The 1897-nt window shown below is 40.3% G+C and carries 4 protein-coding genes; all 4 read right to left on the reverse strand.

Annotation, left to right across the window (positions count from 1 at the left end; translation table 11 throughout):
- On the reverse strand, positions 1-125 hold a 125-nt coding region (locus tag AC1DUA_RS35645), incomplete at its 3' end, for a DUF1507 family protein (protein ID WP_477504240.1).
- 122 nt (positions 126-247) lie between these two features.
- Entirely contained in the window at positions 248-496 is a 249-nt protein-coding gene (locus AC1DUA_RS35650) for an HPr family phosphocarrier protein (RefSeq protein ID WP_127452161.1), read from the reverse strand.
- 112 nt (positions 497-608) lie between these two features.
- Positions 609-1286 (reverse strand): TVP38/TMEM64 family protein, encoded by a 678-nt coding sequence (locus AC1DUA_RS35655; RefSeq protein WP_477504238.1) that lies wholly within the window; start codon positions 1284-1286, stop codon positions 609-611.
- 172 nt (positions 1287-1458) lie between these two features.
- A partial coding sequence (locus AC1DUA_RS35660) for a GGDEF domain-containing protein (RefSeq protein ID WP_477504239.1) occupies positions 1459-1897 on the reverse strand: 439 nt, incomplete at its 5' end.

The raw sequence follows: 1897 nt of genomic DNA on the forward strand, positions 1-1897 counted from the left end.
GGGCATTGACGTGTTGTCAAATTTTCCATTTGTACTTCGATCAGCTTTTCGATTTTATCTGCATCTTCTTGAAGAAGATTAAGCGCTTTTTGATTCATGTCCAACAACAGATCAGATGAAGACATTCCACTTCCCCCTATACGCATAGTCATCCGTCCTTATATGTATCTATATTAAGCGAAATTGCTCCAATATACAAGAGAAGGTACCCTCAGAGATTCTGAGAGTACCTTCTTTAGGCATTAAACTAGTCTTCTACGACGTTAACCCCTAGATCATGCTTAGCGAAAACTTCAGCCATAGCGACTTTCGCTTCTTGCTCATCCGGACCATGTACGTGCAAATCATATTTGCTGGAGCTAAGTAGAGTTGTGAACAACCCCAAAATACTTTTCACATCGATATACTTATTATCATATTGGAGAACGATGGATGATCTAAATTTATTAGCTGTTTGTGAAATTTCAACAATTGCGGCGTTATTAGCACTTGGCATATTTCATTCCTCCATTTATTTACATATGAGTTAGTCGCCTTGCTTTCTATATGATAACTTGGATAGGTGACAAAGCGCAACTAGAAAATTTCCTGCATTCTCCAACCCAAATTTATTTCGATTTGGGTGCCAGAGCCCGCTTCACGCCATTGCCAATTAAAATTAAAACGACTAAAATACCGAGCAGAAGGAGAAGTCTTCCTTTATATTTGTGAAAATGAAATAAATCGTGAGCAATCATGGACTCTAAAAAAACAATCGGAAGTTTCCCAATTAGTGTGCCCCATAGAAATTGTGTAAACCGCATTCTAGAGAGTCCTGCAGCAAAGTTAATTGCCGAAGACGGTAAAATCGGGATCAATCTGCCTAAAAGCACGTAAATAAATCCACGTTGTTCCATACGGCGGCTGAACTGAGTAACAAGCGGAAATCGTTCCAATTTCTTCTCGACCCAAGCATGTCCATAATAACGAGCAAAATAAAAAGAGGCAATTGCTCCTAAACAAGACATGATATAGTTCACGATAAACCCTACTTTAATCCCAAAAATCGCTACATTCGTCCCAGCTACCAGCACGAATGGAATAAACGGAAAGAAGGTTTGAGCAACTATCAAAGCCATTCCGATGATTTTGCCGGGCCAACCAAGATCCCTCAAATGATCAGACAGCTGCCTCATATTGCTGTGAGCTAGTTTAATGCCTATGGGGTTGAAAAAGAAAAAATAAACCAATAAACCGATTAAAATTAAAATAATTAAAATTGAAAGTATCCGCTTTCTGTTAGCCACTGACAAATTTCGACCATCCTTCCCTTAACCAAACCATTGTAACATGTTACCGTAAGTTCAGGAAGAGAAAAGTAGGGCAAAAGTATGTGTGTTTAAAGCTAGTCTCCCCTTTTTTTGCAACGTTATGAAAACAAAAACCACCCATCAGAAGACAAGTGGTTTTCGCCGCGAGCTAACCGACTTTAATTTGGTTACGCCCACTATTTTTAGCTTGATACAGCGCCATATCTGCCCGATAGAATAAGGACTCAACGCTAATCTTATCCTCTTCCCAGTTCCAATCCGATACCCCGCAGGAAACTGTAACTTGCGGATTGGTTTCCTTAAGGACCCTTGTACGTATGCGTTCTGCAATGCGAATCGTCTGATCTTTGGCGACTTGAGGCAAGTATACTGCGAGTTCCTCTCCACCCCATCTAGCCGCGATGTCGCTCTCTCGGATGCAGGTCTTAATAATTTGACTCACCTGTATCAATATTTTATCGCCAATTTGATGGCCGTGCGTATCATTAATACGTTTGAAATTATCGATATCCACAACGATTAGCGAACCACAGAAGTCCTTCTTTTGCAACAAATTCGCTTGCTCATCCAGATAGTGACGTGCATAG

The organism is Paenibacillus sp. 01T422, from assembly GCF_056398785.1.